Annotated in this window: 13 protein-coding genes and 1 pseudogene; 9 read left to right on the top strand and 5 right to left on the bottom strand. The window is 73.3% G+C overall.

The window, feature by feature from the left end; translation table 11 throughout:
- The first annotated feature begins 88 nt into the window (after nt 1-88).
- On the top strand, nt 89-1,105 hold the full coding sequence (locus tag LCD31_RS06960; RefSeq protein WP_224956736.1) for an NAD-dependent formate dehydrogenase: 1,017 nt from the start codon (nt 89-91) through the stop codon (nt 1,103-1,105).
- A gap of 40 nt (nt 1,106-1,145) precedes the next feature.
- On the opposite strand, the gene LCD31_RS06955 is transcribed toward LCD31_RS06960, so the two are convergent.
- From LCD31_RS06955 to LCD31_RS06945, 3 genes are all read right to left on the bottom strand, one after another.
- On the bottom strand, nt 1,146-2,621 hold the full coding sequence (locus LCD31_RS06955; RefSeq protein WP_224956734.1) for an aldehyde dehydrogenase family protein: 1,476 nt from the start codon (nt 2,619-2,621) through the stop codon (nt 1,146-1,148).
- Between the two features lie 6 nt (nt 2,622-2,627).
- On the bottom strand, nt 2,628-3,770 hold the full coding sequence (locus LCD31_RS06950; RefSeq protein WP_224956733.1) for an acyl-CoA dehydrogenase family protein: 1,143 nt from the start codon (nt 3,768-3,770) through the stop codon (nt 2,628-2,630).
- A gap of 215 nt (nt 3,771-3,985) precedes the next feature.
- Nucleotides 3,986-5,185 (bottom strand): TetR/AcrR family transcriptional regulator, encoded by a 1,200-nt coding sequence (locus tag LCD31_RS06945; RefSeq protein ID WP_224956732.1) that lies wholly within the window; start codon nt 5,183-5,185, stop codon nt 3,986-3,988.
- A 61-nt stretch (nt 5,186-5,246) separates the two neighbouring features.
- Here LCD31_RS06945 and LCD31_RS06940 point away from each other — a divergent pair, with 61 nt between their 5' ends.
- Nucleotides 5,247-6,080: an RNA polymerase sigma factor gene (locus LCD31_RS06940; protein WP_224956731.1), complete on the top strand. Its 834-nt coding sequence runs from the start codon at nt 5,247-5,249 to the stop codon at nt 6,078-6,080.
- Nucleotides 6,081-6,485: 405 nt separating this feature from the next.
- Here the strand turns inward: LCD31_RS06940 and LCD31_RS06935 are convergent, their stop codons facing one another.
- Nucleotides 6,486-7,526, bottom strand: coding sequence for an aldo/keto reductase (locus tag LCD31_RS06935; RefSeq protein ID WP_224956730.1), 1,041 nt, complete (start codon nt 7,524-7,526; stop codon nt 6,486-6,488).
- 103 nt (nt 7,527-7,629) lie between these two features.
- Nucleotides 7,630-7,855: pseudogene (locus LCD31_RS06930) on the bottom strand (Atu4866 domain-containing protein).
- 261 nt (nt 7,856-8,116) lie between these two features.
- On the opposite strand from LCD31_RS06930, the gene hpnC reads away from it, so the two are divergent.
- Genes hpnC through hpnH form a run of 7 tightly spaced genes read left to right on the top strand, consistent with a single transcriptional unit; the run spans nt 8,117 to nt 15,876 of the window.
- Nucleotides 8,117-9,016 carry a squalene synthase HpnC gene (gene hpnC / locus LCD31_RS06925; RefSeq protein ID WP_224956729.1) on the top strand — a complete coding sequence of 300 codons (900 nt, stop codon included), beginning with the start codon at nt 8,117-8,119 and terminating at the stop codon, nt 9,014-9,016.
- Nucleotides 9,013-9,876 carry a presqualene diphosphate synthase HpnD gene (gene hpnD, locus LCD31_RS06920; protein ID WP_224956728.1) on the top strand — a complete coding sequence of 288 codons (864 nt, stop codon included), beginning with the start codon at nt 9,013-9,015 and terminating at the stop codon, nt 9,874-9,876. The genes hpnC and hpnD overlap by 4 nt, the downstream gene beginning before the upstream one ends.
- Nucleotides 9,873-11,237, top strand: a complete 1,365-nt coding sequence (hpnE, locus tag LCD31_RS06915; protein WP_224956727.1) for a hydroxysqualene dehydroxylase HpnE — start codon at nt 9,873-9,875, stop codon at nt 11,235-11,237. The genes hpnD and hpnE overlap by 4 nt, the downstream gene beginning before the upstream one ends.
- Complete coding sequence (locus LCD31_RS06910) at nt 11,234-12,247, top strand: polyprenyl synthetase family protein (RefSeq protein ID WP_224956726.1); 1,014 nt, start codon at nt 11,234-11,236, stop codon at nt 12,245-12,247. The genes hpnE and LCD31_RS06910 overlap by 4 nt, the downstream gene beginning before the upstream one ends.
- Nucleotides 12,241-14,178: a squalene--hopene cyclase gene (gene shc, locus LCD31_RS06905; protein WP_374201644.1), complete on the top strand. Its 1,938-nt coding sequence runs from the start codon at nt 12,241-12,243 to the stop codon at nt 14,176-14,178. Before LCD31_RS06910 ends, shc begins: the two co-directional genes overlap by 7 nt.
- A gap of 13 nt (nt 14,179-14,191) precedes the next feature.
- Entirely contained in the window at nt 14,192-14,833 is a 642-nt protein-coding gene (locus LCD31_RS06900; RefSeq protein WP_224956724.1) for a hypothetical protein, read from the top strand.
- A gap of 41 nt (nt 14,834-14,874) precedes the next feature.
- Complete coding sequence (hpnH, locus tag LCD31_RS06895) at nt 14,875-15,876, top strand: adenosyl-hopene transferase HpnH (RefSeq protein WP_224956723.1); 1,002 nt, start codon at nt 14,875-14,877, stop codon at nt 15,874-15,876.
- Nucleotides 15,877-15,885 lie beyond the last annotated feature (9 nt).

The following is a 15,885-nucleotide window of genomic DNA, read 5'->3' as shown; positions in this document are numbered from 1 at the left end:
AATCAAATCCGCAGGCGGCCGGTGTCGATCCGCGCGCAGCGGGTAGCCGGGAGGGCGCGATGACGTCCACCCCGCGAAGGAGGCGGCCGTGAAGATCGTTGCCGTCCTGTACCCCGGCCCCACCGAGCAGCACGTCGACCACTCCGGGCTGGAAGTGCTCGGCAGCACCGAAGGCGCGCTGGGGCTGCGCAAGCAGCTCGAATCCGAAGGCCACGAGTACGTCGTGCTCAGCGATCGGGACGAGGCGCTGCGCGAGCACCTGCCCGACGCCGACGTGTTCATCACGACCCCGTTCTGGCCGACCTACCTCTCCGGCGACGACCTCCGCCGCGCGCCGCGGCTGAAGCTGGTGCTGACCGCGGGCGTCGGCTCCGACCACGTCGACTCGGACACCGCGGCCGAACTCGGCATCACCGTCGCCGAGGTCACCGGCAGCAACGTGGTCAGCGTCGCCGAGCACGCCGTGATGCAGCTGCTGACCCTGGTGCGCAACTACATCCCGGCCTACCAGCAGGTGGTCGACGGCCGCTGGGACATCGCCGACATCGCCGCCCGGTCGCACGACATCGAGGACAAGACCGTCGGCATCATCGGCATGGGCCAGATCGGGCAGCGGATCGCGTTGCGGCTCAAGGGGTTCGACGTGCGGATGCTGTACAACACCCGGCACCGCCGCAGCAGCACCGAAGAAGCCGTGTTCGGCGCCCGGTTCAAGCACCTCGACGACCTGGTGGCGCAGTCGGACGCGATCGTGCTGTCCTGCCCGCTGACGTCCGAGACCAAGGGGATGTTCGGCGAGGAGCGGTTGCGCTCGATGCGGCCCGGCGCGTGGCTGGTGAACATCGCGCGCGGCCAGATCGTCGACACCGACGCGCTGGTGAGGGTGCTGGAGGACGGGCACCTCGGCGGCTACGCGGGCGACGTCTGGTACCCGCAGCCCGCCCCCGCCGACCACCCGTGGCGCAGCATGCCGGGGCACGCGCTGACCCCGCACGTCTCGGGCACCAGCCTCGAAGCGCAGCAGCGCTACGCGGCCGGCGTGCGGGACTCGGTGCGCCGGTTCCTCGCGGGCGAGCCCATCCAGGACGATTACGTCGTCGCCTGAGCCCATCGGGTGGACGGCCCGTCCTGAACGGGCCGTCCGCTCAGCGCGCTCGGCCGTGGCGCCAGCGGACGATCCGCTCCACCAGGCGCATCGTCCGGGCCGTGCGCTCGAAGCTCATCAGCGCCATGCCCGGGAGCGCGAACCGCTGCCGGGTCAGCGAGTGCGATCGGCTGAACTCCAGCAGGCCCTCCGCGCCGTGGATGCGGCCGAACCCGGAGGCGCCGACCCCGCCGAACGGCAGCGCCGCCACCGCCGCGAAGCCCAGCACCGCGTTCACCGAGGTCGCCCCGGCGCGGATCCGCCGCGCGATCTCCATGCCGCGCCCGCGGGAGAACACGGTGGCCGCCAGCCCGAAGTCGGTGGCGTTGGCCAGCCGCACCGCCTCGTCGACCGACTCCACGGTGCGGACCGTGACCGTCGGGCCGAAGGTCTCCTCGCGGACGGCGGCGGAATCCTCGTCGGCGTCCACCAGCAGCACCGGATCCACGTACGGCGGGCTCACCGACTCCGCGCCGCCGACCCGGGCCGTGGCGCCGTGCTCGAGCGCGTCCGCGACGTGCCCGCGCACGATCTCCACCTGCGCGGGCACCGTCATCGGCCCGTAGTGCACCCCGGCCCGCACCCGGCGCAGCCTGTGCTCCAGCTCGGCGAGGAACCGATCCCGCACCTCGCGGACCACGTAGATCCGCTCCACGCCCACGCAGGTCTGCCCGCTGTTGGACATCGCGCCCCACGCGGCGGCGTCCGCGGCCGCGGTCAGGTCGGCATCGGCGGCGACGATCAGCGCGTCCTTGCCGCCGCACTCGACGAGCACCGGGGTCAGCGTCTCCGCGCAGGTCGCCATGATCTTCTTACCGGTGGCGGTGGAGCCGGTGAACGCGAGCTTGTCCACTCCGGCCCGGCACAGCGCCGCCCCGGTCTCCCCACCGCCTTGCACCGCGCTCAGCACGCCGGCGGGCGCGTCCGGGTTCGCCGCCGCGAACGCCTCGACGTACCAGCGGCCGACGGCGGGCGTGTGCTCGCTGGGCTTGAACACGACCGCGTTGCCCGCGGCGAGCGCGTAGGCGATGGAGCCGTTCGGGGTGAACAGCGGGTAGTTCCACGGCCCGATCACGCCGACCACGCCCAGTGGACGCTGCTCGACCCGCGCCGCGTGGTTGGCCATCAGCGGGCCGGGAGAGACCGACCGGGGACGCAGCACCGAGCGGGCGTGGCGCGCGGCCCAGCGGATGTGCTCCAGGGTGAGGGTGAGTTCGAGGAACACGTCGTCGCGGGGCTTGCCGTTCTCGGCGCGGACGAGCGCGGTGATCTCCTCGGCGTGCCGGGTCAGGTGCGCGGCCCAGCGCAGCAGGCGGCGTTCCCGGTCGGCGGAGCCGAGGCCCGCCCACCAGGTCGAGGCCTCGCGGGCGCGGGCGACGGCGGCGGCGACCTGCTCGGGGCCGTCGACGTCGAACTCGGCGACCAGGCCGCCATCAGCGGGATCGGTGGACCGCAGCCGCGGTGTCGGGTCGGTCATGGTCGCTCACAGCCCGTAGGTCTTGCCGATGATGTCGCGCTGGATCTCGCTGGTGCCGCCGTACACGGTGGACACGACGGTGGAGCGCAGCAACGCCTCCATCCCGTACTCGGTGGCGTAGCCGTAGCCGCCGAGCATCTGCATCCCTTCCAAGGACACGTGCTTGGCCAGCTCGGTGCACTTGAGCTTCGCCATCGACGCCTCGCGCGGAAAGGTGCGCTCCGGTGCCTCGTCGATCTGCCGCGCCACGTCGTCGACGAGCAGCCGGGCGCATTCCAGTTCCGTGGCCATGTCGGCGATCCGGTGCCGCAGCGCCTGGAAGGTGCCGATGGGGCGGCCGAACTGCTCGCGTTCCTTCACGTAGGCCACGGTGTCGTCGAACGCGCGGCGCGCGGTGCCGAGCATCAGCGCGGCGAGGATCATCCGCTCCAGGTTCAGCCCGGCCATCAGCTGCTTCCAGCCCTGGTCCACGGTGCCGACCACGGCGTCGTCGGGCAGGAAGCAGTCGGTGAAGTACAGGTCGTTGACCTCGCGCCCGCCCATGGTGTCGATGCCCTGGATCTGGAGGCCGGGGGTGCCGGTGGGCACCACGAACTGGGTCAGTCCCTCGTGCTTGGTGCCGCCGGATCCGGTGCGGGCGATGAGCAGCACGTGGTCGGCGAGGTGCGCGTTGGAGCACCACGTCTTCTGCCCGTTGACCACCCAGCCGCCGTCGCGCCGCTCGGCCTTGCAGGTGAGCGCGCCGACGTCGGATCCGGCGCCCGGCTCGGACATGGAGATCGCTTCGACCCGGCCGCGCACGACGCCTTCGAGGATGGTGCGCTTCTGCTCCGGCGTGCCGAACTTCGCGTAGGCGGCGGCGGAGATGATGGTGGTGGCGAAACCGCCGATGGGTGCGCGGCCGTAGGCGGTCTCCTCCAGGAACAGGCACAGGTCGGTCATGCCGAGCCCCGCGCCGCCGTGCTCCTCGGGGATGTGGACGCCCAGCCAGCCCAGATCGGCCATCTTGGCGTAGAGCTCCTGGTTGTGCAGGTGCGTCCCGCCGTCGGTGAGCTCGTCGCGCTGCTGCTTGCTGCCGCATTCGCGGCGGCAGAACTCGGAGATCGCCTGGACGAAGTCGCGTCGCTCGTCGCTGAGGACTCGGGGCATGGTCGTTTCCTTCCGGGATGGCCGGACGTGATCCCTCGGAGAGTGGTCGGCCGCGGCGGGCCGGACCTCCGGTGAACTGTAAATCCCGATTAACTTAGTGGCAAGGACGTGCCGATCTACCTGCTGCGACGGGGAAAAACCAGCTGGAGGAGCAATGCGCGTGCGATTCACGGTTCACCCGAGCGGGCGCTCCGGTTGCGCCGGACGCGGTGCGGTCAGACGCGGTGCAGCACGTCCAGCGCGAGGTGCGCGGCCTGCTCCGGGGTGGCCGGCTGCGCGCTCGCCATCGCCAGGTCGTTGATCATGTTCAACGCGGCCTGCGCGGTCACCTGCGCGTGCTGGGCGTCCGGGCGCACCCGCTCGGCCACCAGCGTCCACTGCCGCACGTGGTCGCGCTGCGCCCGCCGCAGCTCGTGCCGGTCCCCGGTGGGCAGGTTCTTGTACTCCGAGAGGTAGACGGCGAGCAGGTCCCGGTTGCGGAACGCGAAGTCCACGTAGGCCGCGACCAGCCCGCGCCGCGCGGCCTCGGCGTCCGGGGCGTCGGCCACCGCCTGCCCGCACGCCGAGGTGAGCCGGTCGGCGGCCCGGTAGTACACCGCGGCCAGCAGGTCGGCCTTGCCGCTGAAGTGGCGGTACACGCTGGAAGCGTTGATGCCCGCCGCGGTGCCGATCTCCTCCATGCTCACGGCGTGGAAGCCGCGCCGCCGGAACAGCGGCACGGCCGCGGCCAGCAGCTTCTCCCGCCGCGCGGCCAGGTCGGGGACCCCGTTCCCGGCCGGTGCGGCCGAGGTGGGGGAGTCGGCGGGCGGATCGGCGGCCAGCAGCACCGCCGCGATCGAGCACAACCTCGCCTGGGCCACCTTGTCGCCGAGCGCGACGCGGTGCGTGGACCAGCCGGCGATGCCGCTGAGCGAAGCCGAGGCCAGCAGCCGTGCGGTGGCCGCGGGCAGTTCCGGGCGCACCGCGGCGAGCCGGTGCGCGAGCACCGAGATCAGGTCGCCCAGGCAGCGGGCCACGTGCCTGCGGTCCTCGTCGTCGAGGTGGCGCGCTTCCCACTGGTAGAGCCGGATGCTGCGGCGGCGGTGCACGACCAGTTCGGCGACCGCCCGCACGACCGCGTCCAGCTTGTCCCGGTCGCTGCCGGGTTCGGCGTCGGCCCGCCGCGCGCATTCGGTGAGCGCCGCGGCGAACTCGCGGGCCGCGTGGGCGAGGATGCCCTGCTTGTTGGGGAAGTGGCGGTAGATCGCCGGTCCGGTGATCCCGGCGGCGGAGGCGATCTCGCCGAGGCCGACGCCGTGGTAGCCGCGTTCGCTGAACAGCTCCGCGGCGATGGCGGAGATCTGCGCCCGCCGGTCGCCGGTGCGCAGGCGCGAGGTGCCGCGGGTGCCGGTGCCGCGCGTGCCCGGAGATGCCATGAGTGATACCTCCGTTGCTCGCCGCACCGTCGCGCGCCGACTTTACACTTCGGCGCTCTCGGTGGCAGAGCTGGCGGTCGTGGCCTTGACGGTCTTCGACGACGACACCTATGTTAATCGTAATTCGCATCGTGCCCGGGTTCCCGACCCGCACGTGGAGGAGCCACCGCGCCCGGTGCGCCGACCCTTCCCCGGATCACCGTCGATCGTGGAGGCGCCCAGTGAACGACACCGCAGGCAGCAGGCGACCACCCGGCGCGACCCCGGTGCCCCGGCGTTCCGGGCGGGCGGCATGACCGCCGCGGTGCGCGTCCCGCAACCGCTGACCGGGGACGCGGCGTGGGAACTGGTCGAACGGGCCCAGCGCGGTGACCGGATCGCGTTCGGCAGGCTCTACGAGCGGTACCGCCCGCTGGTCAGCAACTTCCTGTGCGCGCGGATCCGCGACTTCAGCACCGTCGAGGACCTCGTGCACGAGACGTTCGCGCGAGCGCTGCACAACATCCGCACCGTCCGGCGCGGCAGCGACGATCCGGGCGCGTGGTTCGTCACCATCGCCCGCCACCTGCTGCTGGATCACCTCAAGTCCGCGCGCAACCGCCGCGAGGTCGTCACCGCCGACTTCGACCCGGACCGGCGCAGCGCCGACGCGCTGGAGGACCTGGTGCTGGACCGGTTGATGGCCGACCGGCTGTGGTCCCGAGCCGGTGACCTCAGCGACGACCAGCACCGCTGCCTGGTGCTGCGGTTCGCACTGGGCCTGACCGTGGAGCAGACCGCCAGCCGGATGGGGCGCGATGGCGGCGCGGTGCGCGCCCTGCAGTACCGGGCGGTCCGGCGGCTCGGCGCGCTGCTGCGCGAGGACTCCTGGGAGCACGTCCCGCATCCCCGGTGACCGCATCGCCCCGGCTCGCTTCCGGCCAGACCGGGAGGCCGCGGCGGTGTTCCGCGGAGATCCGGTGACCTTCGAACCGGCCCGGTCCCATCCGCATGCTCGATGTGCTCCGCCATCGGCGGGGTGGCCTGCCGCGGCGCGCGGGAACCCGCCGCCGACCGGTGCGCTGGACGGCGCGCAACAGGATCGACGTGCCGGCGCCTCCCGGTCGTCGGCTGCGGCGACAGCGCGCCCGCCCGGTCGGCCCCCGGTCGGCCCCCGGTCGGCCCCGGCCGACGCCGGGCGGGCCCGCAACGCGGTGGCGGCCGCCGTCGAACACCTCGACGGCGGCCGCACCGAACCGCGTCCCTCAGCGGCCGCGCCGCGCCTGCGTTCGACGACGACGGCACCGGCGGGCCGGGTGGCTCAGCCGTGCAGCGCCCGGTCCGGAACGCCGAACCGCTCGGAGGCGCTCAGCTCCTGGTGCCAGTGCGGGTAGATCAGGTACGGCTTGCTGATCTCTTCGAGCTTCCGGAACTCGTCGTCGCTGAGCCGCACCTCGGTCGCCCCGAGGTTGTCCCGCAGCTGCTCGTCCTTGCGGGCGCCGATGACCAGCGAGGTGACCCCCGGCTTGCGCAGCAGGTAGGCCAGCGAGATCTGCGCCGGGGACACCCCGTGCGAGGAGGCGATGTCCACCACTTCCTCGATGGTGTCGTAGAGCTTCTCGGCGTCGCGCACCGGTGGCTCGTTCCAGTCCTCCTCCAGGTGCCTGCCGTCGGCGGCCTGCTGGCCGCGCCGGTACTTGCCGGAGAGCAGCCCGCCGGCCAACGGGCTCCACACCAGCACGCCCAGGCCCTGGTCGATCGAGGCCGGGATCAGCTCGTACTCGGCATCGCGGCTCTCCAGCGAGTAGTAGATCTGGTTCGCCACGAACCGCTGGTAGCCGAGCCGGTCCGCCAGGCCCAGCGCCTTGAGCAGCTGCCAGCCCGCGTAGTTGGACACCCCCAGGTAGCGGACCTTGCCGGAGCGGACCAGCGTGTCCAGCGCTTCGAGGGTCTCCTCCAGCGGCGTCTGCCCGTCCCACTCGTGCACGTGGTAGAGGTCGACGTGGTCGGTGTCGAGCCGGCGCAAGCTGGCCTCCGCCTGCGAGATGATGTGGTGCCGGGAGAGCCCGGCGTCGTTCGGGCCGTCGCCCATGACCATCCGGACCTTCGTGGAGATCAGCACGTCGTCGCGCTTGCCCGCGATGGCCTTGCCGACGATCTGCTCGGCGACGCCGGTCGAGTACATGTTCGCCGTGTCGATCAGGTTGACCCCGGCGTCGAGGCACATGTCGATCTGCCGCTTGGCGCCGTCGACGTCCACGTTGCCGAGCTTGGCGAAGTTGCCCTCGCCGCCGTACGTCATCGTGCCCAAGGTCAGCGTCGAGACACGCAGTCCGGATCGTCCCAGCTGGCGGTACTCCACTGTTGTTCCTCCTGTCGGCGTGCGCGGCGGACCGGTCGCGGTCCCCAGGATCAACGATCAGCGGAAGGGTGTAGTTCCCGGTCCCGACCGCGCCCGGACGCGTTCACCCTTCCCGGTGGAGCGGCAGGTGCTCGTGGTGGACTACGCCGTCCCGGATGTCACCGGTCGCGGTGAACCCGGTGTCGTCGACGTCGTCGAGGTGACTCCCGGTGACGGTGCAGCCGTCGGTGCGGGCGCTCGCCCGGTTCGTGCGGGCCTCGTCGTAGCGCCCGTCGGCCCGCGGCTCCTGGCGGATGTGGCCCGTCGGCGGTCACCCACGTGCCGGCCACGCCCACCGGCCGGTCCTGTTCGGGTTCCCGATCGCGTTCGTGCCGAGCCGAGCATGCGGCCGGGCGGTAGGTGGCGGGGAGGCGGCGCGGTTCCCGGCTTTCTTGCGCCCGCCACCGGTTGAGTACACAGTGGACTGAGTCCGGTAACGCGAATTCCCTTCACCACACGAAGGTGTTCCTCCATCCTGCGTGGCGACCGGTGCCGGTCCTAGTCTTGCCGGACCACCCAGGTCGCAGGCGGGTGAGGGGGCCATTGTGGACATGTCACGGGCTCGTGGACGACCTGCCCACGAGCGCACCACCGCGCGGGTACCGGACTTCGCGGCGCAGCTGCCCGACAGCGCGGCCGTGCTCGCGCGGGCCGACGGCGAGAACTTCCCCGTCGCGGCGCGAGTGCTGCCGCGGGGCCCGCGCACCCACCTGATGGCGCTCTACGGCTACTTCCGGCTCGTCGACTACGCCGGGGACGACGCGCCCGGCAACCGCGAAGTCCTGCTCGACCACCTCGAAACCGACCTCGGCCACGCCTACCGCGGCACCCCGCGGCTCCCGCTGCTCAAAGCACTCGCACCCACCATCCGCGCCTGCGGCCTGCCGCAGGAGGTGCTGGTGCGGCTGATCGACGCGAACCGGCGGGACCAGCACGTGCACCGCTACCGCACCTTCACCGAGCTCGTCGACTACTGCGCGCTCTCGGCGAACCCCGTCGGCGAATCCGTGCTGCACGTCTTCGGCTGCGCCCGTCCCGACCTGGTCGCCCTCTCCGACCGCATCTGCACCGCGCTGCAGATCCTGGAGCACTGCCAGGACGTGCTCGAAGACCACCGCGCGGGCCGCGTCTACCTGCCCGAAGCGGACCTGCGCCACTACGGCTGCGCGCCCGAGGAACTGGAATCGGGCCGGGTCCCCGCGCATTGGCGGGCGCTGCTGCGCTTCCAGGTCGTGCGCGCGCACCGGATGCTCGAATCCGGCGCGCCCCTGGTCGGCAAGCTGCCGATGCCCGCCCGGCTCGCCGTCGCCGGGTACGTGGCGGGTGGACGCGCCACCGTCCACGCGTTCACCGCCGCCCGGTTCGACCCGATCAGCGGGGACGTGACCCCCGCCCGCGCCCGCACCGCCGCCGAATCGGTGCGCTTGCTGCTGTCAGGAGGTACCTGGTGACCACTTCGGTTCCGGAGGCGTACCGGGAGTGCGAGCGGATCACCCGCGAGCGCGCGCGCAACTTCTCCTACGGGATCAGGTTGCTGCCGGGGCCGAAGCGGCGGGCGCTGTCCGCGGTGTACGCGTTCGCCCGCCGCGTCGACGACATCGGCGACGGCGAGCTGCCCGCCGCCGAGAAGCTGCGGCTGCTGGCCGAAGCCCGCACCGCGCTGCACCACGCGAGCCCGCGGTCCGCGGACCCGGTGCTGGTGGCGCTGGCCGACGCCGAATCGCGGCTGGCACTGCCGATGTCCGCCTTCGACGAGCTCATCGACGGCTGCGAAGCGGACGTGCGCGGCACCAAGTACCTGACCTTCGAGGACCTGCTGCACTACTGCCGCTGCGTCGCCGGATCGATCGGCAGGCTCTCGCTCGGGGTGTTCGGCACCACCGACCGGGCCGTGGCCGAACGCCGTGCCGACTCCCTCGGCGTCGCGCTGCAGCTCACCAACATCCTGCGCGACGTGCGCGAGGACCACGGCAACGGGCGCGTCTACCTGCCCGCGGAGGATCTGCAGCGCTTCGGCGTGCACCTCGTCCCCGGCGAACCCGGCCCGGTCGCGAGCGACGCCGACGGGCTCGCCCGGCTCGTGCGGTTCGAGGTCGCCCGCGCCGAGCAGTGGTACCGGGAGGGCTTCGGGCTGCTGCCGATGCTCGACCGCCGCAGCCGGGCCTGCTGCGCGTCCATGTCCGGGATCTACCACGAGGTGCTGCAGGCCATCGCCGCCGCGCCCTCGCGGGCGATGCGGCGGCGCACCTCGCTGCCCGCCTGGCGCAAGGCCGGCGTGGCGGCCCGCTCGTTGGCGGGGATGGCGCCGTGAACCGCGCCGTGCTCGTCGTCGGCGGCGGCCTCGCCGGGCTCACCGCGGCGCTGCGCTGCGCCGACCAGGGCTTCGAGGTGACGTTGCTGGAAGCGCGGTCCCGGCTCGGCGGCGCCGCGGGATCGTTCCGCCGCGGCGACCTCGACGTCGACACCGGGCAGCACGTGATCCTGCGCTGCTACACCGCCTACCGCGCGCTGCTGCGCCGGTTCGGCGCCGCCGACGGGATCCACGTGCAGCCGAAGCTGCGGATCCCGGTGCTGCGACCCGGCGCGCCGCCGAGCGTGCTGCGGCGCTGGCAGGCGCCCGCCCCGCTGCACCTGGCACCCGCGCTGCTCGGCTACCGGGCCCTGACGCCCGCCGAACGGCTCGGCGCCGCGCGGACCGCGCTCGCGCTGCGCGCGCTGGACCCGGCCGACCCGGAGCTCGACGAGCACAGCTTCGGGGACTGGCTGCGCTCCCGCGGCGAATCGGCGCGAGCCGTGGACGCGCTGTGGGGGCTGCTGTCGGTGGCCGCGCTCAACGCCCAGCCCGACCGCTCCTCGCTGGCGCTGGCGGTGAAGGTCTTCCGCACCGGCGTGCTCGACGGCACCGACTCCGCCGACATCGGCATCCCGCGCCGCCCGCTCGGCGCGCTGCACGACACCGCGGCGCACCGGGCGCTGCACGCCGCCGGGGTGCGGGTCCTGCTGCGCACCAAGGCGGTCGGGCTGCGCCGGGACGCGCTCGGCTGGCGCGTGCCCGTGCGCGGGCGCGGCGGTGAGGACGTGCTCAACGCCGACTCCGTGGTCGTGGCCGTGCCGCACCAGCACGCCACCGCGCTGCTGACCGGGCTGCCGCTGCCCGCGGTACCGCGCTGGTCCGGGCTCTCGGCGGCGCCCATCGTCAACGTGCACGTGCACTACGACCGGGCGGTGCTGGCCGAGCCGATGGCCGCGGTGCTCGACTCGCCGGTGCAGTGGCTGTTCGACCGGACCGCGATCGCGGGCGCGCGGCACGGCCAGTACCTGGCCCTCTCGTTGTCCGCCGCGCAGGACCTGCTCGACCGGCGCACCGACGAGCTGCGCGAGCTGTTCCTGCCCGCCCTGCGGGATCTGCTGCCCGCGGCCCGGCAGGCCCGCGTCGACGACTTCTTCGTCACCCGCGAACCGCGCGCGACTTTCGACCAGGCCCCCGGCACGCGGGCGATGCGTCCCGCGGCGGACACCGGGCTCACCGGGCTGGTGCTGGCAGGCGCGTGGACCGCCACCGGCTGGCCCGACACCCTCGAAGGCGCTGTGCGCAGCGGAGAACGGGCCGCGCGCGTCGTGCGAGCGGCCACCGGCGACGCCCGGCAGACGGGCGTGGAGGTGTCCCGATGACCATTGCCGTCCCCAGCGCGCTGACCACCTCGCGACGGCAGGTGGAGCCCGCACTCCGGGCCGCGGTCGGCGAGCTCGACGAGCACACCCGGCTGGTCTGCGAGTACCACTTCGGCTGGGTGCACGCCGACGGCAGCCCCGACGGGCGCACCGGCAAGGCGCTGCGGCCCGCGCTGGTGCTGCTCGCCGCTGCCGCCGCCGTCGAGGACGCCCCCGCCCCGTTCCGGGAAGCGGCCGCGGTGGAACTGGTGCACAACTTCTCGCTGCTGCACGACGACCTGATGGACGACGACACCTCCCGGCGGCACCGGCCCACCGCGTGGACGGTGTTCGGCAGGCCCGCCGCGCTGCTGGCCGGGGACGCGCTGCTCGCGCTCGGCACCAGCGTGCTCGTCGACCCGCCGGCCCCGCACGCCGCCGACGCGGTGCGGATGCTCGGCTCGGCGACCGGGCGGCTCATCGTCGGGCAGGCCGCCGACCTCGACTTCGAGCGGCGGCACGACGTGGGGCTCGGCGAGTGCCTGCGGATGGTCGAGGGCAAGACCGCGGCGCTGCTCGGGTGCGCCTGCGGGCTCGGCGCGCTGGCCGCGGGCGCGGATCCGGCCGTCGTGTCGCGGCTGCGGACCTTCGGCGAGGAGCTGGGGATGGCCTTCCAGCTCGTCGACGACCTGCTCGGCCTGTGGGGAGATCCGGCGACCACCGGGAAACCGGTGCTCTCCGACGTGCGGGCGCGGAAGAAGACGGCGCCCGTCGTGCACGCCCTCACCTCCGGGACCGCGGCGGGAGAGCGGCTGCACCGGCTCTACCAGGACCCCGAGCAGCTCGTCGGCGACCGCGCCGAACTCGCCGCCGACCTGGTGCGCCAGGCCGGTTCGAAGGAGTGGGCCGAGAACGAATGCGAACGCAGGCTGACCGCCGCGCTCGCGCAGCTGCCCACCGGCGGCCGGACCGGCCCCGCGGTGGACGCCCTGACCGAACTCGCGGAATTCATCGTGCGGAGGCAATGGTGACCGAACAGCTGACCCGATCCGGGACCGAGGAGCAGACCCTGCCGGACCTGCCGCTGGGCAGCGGTGTCCGCGCGCACGCGGCGCTGCTGTCGGCCCAGGAGCACCTGCTGTCCCTGCAGGACACCGACGGCTGGTGGAAGGGGGAGTTGCAGACCAACGTCACCATGGACGCCGAAGACCTGCTGATGCGCCAGTTCCTCGGCATCCGCACCCCCGCCGAGACCGAGCGCGGCGCGCGCTGGATCCGCTCCCAGCAGCGCGAGGACGGCACCTGGGCGACTTACTTCGGCGGCCCCGGAGACCTGTCCACCACCGTCGAGGCCTACACCGCGCTCAAGCTCGCGGGCGACGACCCCGAGGCCGAGCACATGGCGGCGGCCCGTTCCTGGATCCTCGCCCGGGGCGGCATCGAGGAGACCCGGGTGTTCACCCGGATCTGGCTGGCGCTGTTCGGCGAGTGGTCCTGGGACGAGCTGCCCGCGATGCCGCCGGAAGTGGTGCTGCTGGGCAAGTCGGTGCCGCTGAACCTGGCGGACTGGGCGTGCTGGGCCCGGCAGACCGTGGTGCCGCTGACCGTCGTGTGCACGCTGCGGCCGAGTCGCGACCTGGGCGTGGGCGTCGGGGAACTGCGCACCGGGCGGGTCCCGCAGCGCTCCACCGGCGCGTGGGACCGGGCGTTCCACGCGCTCGACGCGGTCCTGCACCGCTACCAGCGCCGTCCGCTGCGGTCGCTGCGGGAGCTGGCGATGCGCCGGGCCGCCGAGTGGATCGTCGCGCGGCAGGAGGCCGACGGGTCCTGGGGCGGCATCCAGCCGCCGTGGGTGTACTCGCTGCTGGCGCTGCACCTGCTCGGCTACCCGCTGGAGCACCCCGTGCTGCGGGAGGGCATCGCCGGGCTCGACGGGTTCACCGTCCACGAGCAGACGGCGGACGGGCCGGTGCGCAGGCTGGAGGCGTGCCAGTCGCCGGTGTGGGACACCGTGCTGACCGTGCAGGCGCTGCGCGACTCCGGGCTGCCCGCCGACCACCCGGCGCTGCGCTGCGCAGCGGACTACCTGCTCGACGAGGAGGTGCGGGTGACCGGTGACTGGGCGGTGCGCAGGCCGAACCTGGCGCCCGGCGGGTGGGCCTTCGAGTTCGAGAACGACGGGTACCCCGACACCGACGACACCGCCGTCGCGCTGCTGGCGCTCAACCGGATCCAGCACACGAAGCCGGCCGAGGTCCGCCGCGCCATCGACCGCGGGGTGCACTGGCTGCGCGGCATGCAGTCCCGCGACGGCGGCTGGGGCGCGTTCGACGCGGACAACACCCGCAAGCTCGTCACCCGGCTCCCGTTCTGCGACTTCGGCGAGGTCATCGACCCGCCGTCGGCGGACGTCACCGCCCACGTGGTGGAGGCGCTGTCCGCGGTCGGGCACCGCGACGACCCGGCGGTGCGCGCCGGGGTCCGCTGGCTGCTGGAGAACCAGGAGTCCGGCGGTTCCTGGTTCGGCCGCTGGGGCGCCAACCACGTCTACGGCACCGGAGCGGTGGTGCCCGCGCTGGTCGAGGCCGGGGTGCCCGCGAACCACCCGTCGCTGCGGCGCGCGGCGCGCTGGCTGGAGCAGCACCAGAACGCCGACGGCGGCTGGGGCGAGGACATGCGCTCCTACACCGACGAGCGCTGGATCGGCGTGGGCACCTCCACCGCCTCGCAGACCGGGTGGGCGCTGATGGCGCTGCTCGCGCTGGGCAGGCACACCACCGAGGCGGTGCGCAACGGGGTCGAGCACCTGGCGGCCACCCAGCGCGCGGACGGCACCTGGGACGAGCCGCACTACACCGGCACCGGGTTCCCCGGCGACTTCTCGATCAACTACCACCTGTACCGGCTGATCTTCCCGCTCACCGCGCTCGGCCGGTACGAGCGCGCGGTCGCCGAGCGGTGATCGGGGCGCGGCGGTGAGCGCGGCGGCGCGACGGCGGACCGGTGGTGCAGCCACCGGTTCCCGGGTGCTGCTGTGCGCGCCGCTGCGCTGCGAGGCGGTCGCGCTGCGCGGCGCGACCGGTTCACCGGTGCTGCGCACCGGGCTCGGGCCGTGGCGCAGCGCGCGCCGCGTCGCCGGGGTTCCGCTCGGTCCCGAGGACGCGCCGGTCCTGCTCGGCCTGGGCGGGGGAGTGGGGGATACCGGTCCCGGCGCGGTCGTGGTCGTCGACGAGGACCGCGACGAGGCGGGCAGCGTGCGGCTGCCCGGGGCGGCCGGGCTGGCCGAGCTCCTCCGCGGCGCCGGGTTCCCGGTGCTGGTCGGTCCCGTCGCCAGCGCGGACCACCTGGTCGGCGGCGTCGAGCGCGCCGCGCAGGCCACCACGGGCGTGGTGGCGGTGGACATGGAATCGGCCGCGGTGGCGCGCTCGGCCGGGGACCGGTTGTGCGCCGTGGTGCGGGTCGTCGTCGACACCGCGCGGACTCCGCTGCTGCACCCGCGCACCGCCGACCGGGGGCTGCGCGCCCTGCTGCGGCTGCGGCGGCTCGCTCCCGCGGTGACCGCGTGGGCCGCCTCGTCACGGCGATGTCGGCCCGCGACGACCGACCACCCGCGGTGACGACCCGCCGTCCCGACCCCACCCGAGCTGGAGGTACTGACATGGGAATTCCGCTGCGCCAAGCCGTCCGCGTCGGCTCCTACCTCGTGCGGCAGAAGCTCGCGCGACGCGAGAAGTTCGCCCTCACCCTGGAGCTCGAACCGCTGTTCGCCTGCAACCTGGCCTGCGCCGGCTGCGGCAAGATCCAGCACCCGGCCAGCGTGCTCAAGCAGCGCATGCCGGTGGACCGGGCGCTGGCCGCCGTCGAGGAGTGCGGCGCCCCGGTCGTGTCCATCGCCGGTGGCGAACCGCTGATGCACCCCGAGATCGAGGTGATGGTCGCCGAGCTGGTGCGGCGCAAGAAGTTCGTCTACCTGTGCACGAACGCGCTGCTGATGCCCCGCAAGATCGATAAGTTCACGCCGTCGCCGTACTTCTCCTGGGCGGTGCACATCGACGGGCTGCAGGAGCGCCACGACGCCTCGGTGTGCAAGCAGGGCGTGTTCGACCAGGCGGTGGAGAACGTGCGCGAGGCGCAGCGCCGCGGCTTCCGGGTCACCACCAACAGCACGTTCTTCAGCACCGACACGCCCGCGTCGGTGATCGAGGTGCTCGACTACCTCAACGACGAGCTCCAGGTCGACCAGATGATGCTCTCGCCCGCCTACGCCTACGACAAGGCGCCCGACCAGGAGCACTTCCTCGGCGTCACCGAGACCCGCGAGCTGTTCGCGAAGGTCTTCGCCGACGGCAGGCGCAAGAAGTGGCGGTTCAACCACTCGCCGCGGTTCCTGGACTTCCTGGAGGGCAAGGTCGACTTCGGCTGCACCGCGTGGGCGATCCCGTCCTTCTCGCTGCACGGCTGGCAGCGGCCCTGCTACCTGATGGGTGACGGGTACGCGCAGAGCTACCGGGAGCTGATCGACGAGACCGACTGGGAGTCCTACGGGCGCGGCCGGGATCCGCGGTGCGCCAACTGCATGGCTCATTGCGGTTATGAGCCCACCGCGGTACTGGCCACGATGGGTTCACTACGCGAATCGATTCGTGCCCTGAAGGGGTGAGGGATACCA

This window comes from Saccharopolyspora sp. 6M (assembly GCF_020176775.1).
Classification (GTDB): domain Bacteria; phylum Actinomycetota; class Actinomycetes; order Mycobacteriales; family Pseudonocardiaceae; genus Saccharopolyspora_C; species Saccharopolyspora_C gregorii.
Note: the sequence above shows the minus strand (reverse complement) of the source record. Positions and strands in the feature narration are given on the sequence as shown.